We start from the raw sequence: 4,105 nt of genomic DNA, 5'->3' as shown, positions 1-4,105 counted from the left end.
TCGCCCATACTATAACTGTAGCTCGAGGTCTACCCGTTCAGACCCAAGGTAACCCGAGCCGGTTTAGATCGACCCGAGTGTATCGATGCTGAAAGAGGTGCTCGAGTCTGACTGGAGGGAAAGGTTATGGCAGATGACCGCAGCAGCTACCGCCTCATCACCAAGGAGAGCCCACCAAGGGAGCGCTACGACGCACTGCTGATGGCCTTTGCGTAGGGTGTAGGGATAATGCCTTTGCCAGTCATTGTAGTTTTTACGCATCCCTTTTTTCTCTTTATTCAGTAAAACTCAGCACCACCTGCAGCGTTTCCTTCGGGTTTTCGTCAAGCAGCCGAAAGGCTTCGAAAGCTTTGTGAAAAGGGAAAGTATGACTGATCAACGGCTTTAGATTGAGGACGCCTTCAGCTTGCAAACGCATCGTAGTCTGCACCATGCGTAGCCGGTTCCAGCGGTAGGTAAGTTCAGGATCTACACCGGAAATCTGCGAGCAAACGATGTTGATACGGTTGTGGTGAAACTCTTCCCCTAAAAGGAGGCCGCGCGCCTCACCCTGATAGAAGCCGAGCGCAACGACCTTAGCGGAATAGGCTGTGGCTCGAATTGCCTCGTGAAGTGCAGCGGTGGAGCCGGAAGCCTCGAGTGAGACGTCTACACCCCGCCCGCCTGTCAGCTCCTTAATCTGCTCGCCAACCGAGGCGTTACTGGCATCAATCGCTACATCGATTGAACCTAATTCGGTAGCCAGGCTTAGTCGCTTATCAATCAAATCCACCCCGATCACGTAGGCACCGGATTTCTTGGCTAGTTGCGCAACGATTTGACCTGGCACACCCAAGCCAAACACAGCCACTGTCTCACCAATTCGAATGCGTGCATCGTGTACGCCATTAAGGGAGATCGCGCCTATTTGTGAAAAGATACCTAAGATAGGGTCAAGTCCTTGAGGAAGAATGCGTTGTCGGGCAAATTCCTCATCAACAACATGGTGTGTGCGGTGTCCCCATGTACCGTAGATAATGTCGCCTATGGAGAGGCCCGTAACCTCCACACCTAACTCGACAACCTCGCCCACCTCCTCATAACCCCAGCCTTTAATTGGATATGTTTGACTGGCTGTTTCAGAGCTTTTAAACAACTTATGCTCCGGATCCCAGCGCTTGTGTAGATAGGGATTGCTACCACGGTAGGCTGTCAACTCGGTTCCTGCGCTTACTCCGGAGTAAAGCGTTTTTAACCGAACTTCACTGGCTTCCAATGACCGATCTTCGTCCTGTTCAATGTCTATTGTTCTAGGCTGAGTAAACGAGATGACTTTGCCCATCAAACAATTTTCCCTTCCCCACAAACCTAAACGGTTGAAGCGTGAACGAATGCATGTAAAAACGGCGGCCCTGTTCAGGTGTTTTGAGCTACTCAACCCTTAATGGCACCTGCCGTGAGGCCTTGGATAAATTTCCTCTGAAGCGCAAGGTAGACAAGAATAACTGGCAACATAGCGATTGTCGTGCCAGCCATCGTTAACGGAATATTTTGAGTGTAACGGGTTTGGAAAAACATCAACCCCAGCACCAATGGGCGAAGCTCTTCTCGTTGCATGTAAATCAAAGGAACAAGAAATGCGTTCCAGGCCGATATAAATTGCAATACAGTCAACGTAGAGATTGCTGGACCTGCTAGCGGCAGCATCACCCGCCAGAACACATCGAATTCGTTGCAACCGTCTATCTGGGCTGCGTCGTCTAACTCCAGAGGAAGTCCAAGGAAAAACGCTCGCATGAAAAAGATACCGAAAGGTAGCCCTAATGCGATCATGGGTAGAATCATGGCCCAGTACGTACTAAGAAGGTTGATGTCCCTCAGGATGTAAAAAAGCGGGATCATGATCGACTGGAAAGGAACCATGAGACCCAGGAGAAAAACATAAAAGATTACGCTGCCTCCCGGAAATTTAAAGCGTGCAAAGCCATAGCCAGCGAGGCAGGAGAGGCTTACGCTGCCAACAACGATGGGAACGGCGACAATGACGCTGTTCAAAAAATATTTACTGAACCGACCTACAGTCCAAGCCTCACTGTAGTTCTCCCAACGAGGTGTAGTAGGAAGTCCAAATGGGCTCATGGCAATTTCCCGCGTTGTTTTGAGAGAGGTAAATAGTACCCATAGCATTGGTGCGATAACGATAAGAGCGAAGAAAATCAGAACGACGTATTTAGCCACTGACGAAAATGAGATTTTCTGAAAGCGCCTTGATTTTGGCTTTCGAATCGCTCCTTTGTCCATTACGCGCATAAACTAATTTCCCCTCTCTCTAAGCCGGATGAAGAGATAGGAAGCAATAAGCGTGATAATCGTCATGACCATAGACAGAGCTGAGCCGTAACCGACGTCACCCTGCTCAAAAGCTTTTCTGTAAGTATAGGTTCCGATAACTTGGGTGGCAGTTCCGGGTCCCCCCTGAGTCATCACGAAGATAATATCGAAGACGTTAAAACCCCCGATAAGAGTAAACGCAGTGATCATGGTGAGGACGTGACGTAGTTGAGGAACGATCACGTGAATGAACCGCTGCCAGGGGTTCGCCCCATCGAGCGTAGCCGCCTCCACGAGCTCCTTGCTAACATCTTGTAACCCGGCGATGATGACAACGAAGGTAAAGCCAAAGTAGGACCAAACAGCGACGATGATCACGGCTAGTAAAGCCCAAGAAGGATCTCCTAGCCACCCTCGCGCCGCAGAATCAAGGCCCACGGCTCTGAGTGAGATGTTAAGAGGCCCCCAAAGAGGGTGATAAATCCAGTTCCAAATGATGGCAACGACCACTTGAGAGAGAATGAAAGGCAAAAAGTAGATGGTTCGGAATAGTGTCGTTCCCCGCGCCCCACTCCACAAGAGCACACCCAAAAGGAGACCTATCGCGATGGGAGCTGCAGTACCTAAAACGACCCAAATGAGATTGTGGTACAGGGCTTCCCATAAAAGAGAATCGGATAGGAGGGACCGGTAGTTAGACAGTCCCACAAATTCCTTGAGGGGTTGTGCGCCGTCCCAATCCGTGAGGCTATAGTAGATAGAAACAATGAACGGATAGATAAAGAAGTAGGTGTAGAGAAGCAGAGCGGGAAGTATGAATGCGTATCCAATCGTTGCTTTTCGCACCGATCTTCGATTGGAGGTTTTGGTTTTGCGTTTTCCGCTCCCGAACTCACTAGTTCTCACCGACATTTAAACCCCTCAGTTAAATCAGCGTGCTGCACTTCTCTGCCGCGATTTTGGAAGCAGGATAAAGAGGGACGTTTACCGGTCCCTTTACCCTGCCTGCTCTACAGCTACTGGGTAATATCGCTGACGTCACCTGACGCTTTGGCTTCTTCCATCGCTTGTTGCAGCTCATTGGCCAACTGCTCGGCGCTCTTCGTTCCTCCTATGACCTGCTGAAGTCCGTCGTACATCAGAGCATTGAAGTTCTGAGGGGTCAGCACATCAATGTTGTAACCCATGGAGTCTTGTTCCTCTTGGAGTGTGGTGATCGCTGTTTTAAGGAGTTCGGGAATTTCATAGTTAGAGACGTCGATCTGCTCATGGGGTGGCATTACATTTACGTCCTCAATCCAGAACTCGGACGCCTCTTCAGAAAACAAGAAATCTAGGACCTCAAAAGCCGCCTCGGGGTCTTCTACAGCGCTTGAGACAAAGTAGGCAGAGCCTACACCAGCAGGAGGTACAATAGGACCACCGTCGATTGATGGGTAAAAGAAAAACCTAACCGGGTCCGGCATAACGTCGGGATCCGTATATTCACTCATCATCCAGTTGCCCGTAAGCGTCATGGCCGCTTGCCCACTATAGAAGAGCAGGTTTGCATCGTCGTAGGAAATTGCATTGACCGAGGGATTGAAACAGCCAGCCTCGACCATCTCTACAAACGGCATGGCAATAGCGGAGACAAAATCGGGATCGTTCCAGGGAACCTCTCCCGAAATGGAAGCTGCTAATTTCTCCTTACCCGCTAGGTTGCCCGAGAAGATACTAAAGATATGGCTAGCAGGCCATTTCTCTTGATTGCCAAATGCGATAGGAGTTATCCCAGCGTCCTGGAGTGTTTGGC

At 49.9% G+C, this 4,105-nt stretch carries 4 protein-coding genes; all 4 read right to left on the bottom strand.

Annotated features, from left to right (window positions below; all coding sequences use genetic code 11):
• Positions 1 to 274: 274 nt before the first annotated feature.
• Positions 275 to 1,321, bottom strand: a complete 1,047-nt coding sequence (locus tag AC2VE5_RS24405; protein WP_486890210.1) for a zinc-dependent alcohol dehydrogenase — start codon at positions 1,319 to 1,321, stop codon at positions 275 to 277.
• A 92-nt stretch (positions 1,322 to 1,413) separates the two neighbouring features.
• On the bottom strand, positions 1,414 to 2,289 hold the full coding sequence (locus AC2VE5_RS24400) for a carbohydrate ABC transporter permease (protein ID WP_486890209.1): 876 nt from the start codon (positions 2,287 to 2,289) through the stop codon (positions 1,414 to 1,416).
• Positions 2,290 to 2,292: 3 nt separating this feature from the next.
• Positions 2,293 to 3,156 (bottom strand): carbohydrate ABC transporter permease, encoded by an 864-nt coding sequence (locus AC2VE5_RS24395; RefSeq protein WP_486890208.1) that lies wholly within the window; start codon positions 3,154 to 3,156, stop codon positions 2,293 to 2,295.
• A 170-nt stretch (positions 3,157 to 3,326) separates the two neighbouring features.
• On the bottom strand, positions 3,327 to 4,105 hold a 779-nt coding region (locus tag AC2VE5_RS24390; protein WP_486890207.1), incomplete at its 5' end, for an ABC transporter substrate-binding protein.

This window comes from Aliterella sp. E5.1 (assembly GCF_057473825.1).
The sequence above is the reverse complement of the archived record's forward strand: the minus strand, read 5'-3'. Positions and strand labels throughout refer to the sequence as shown.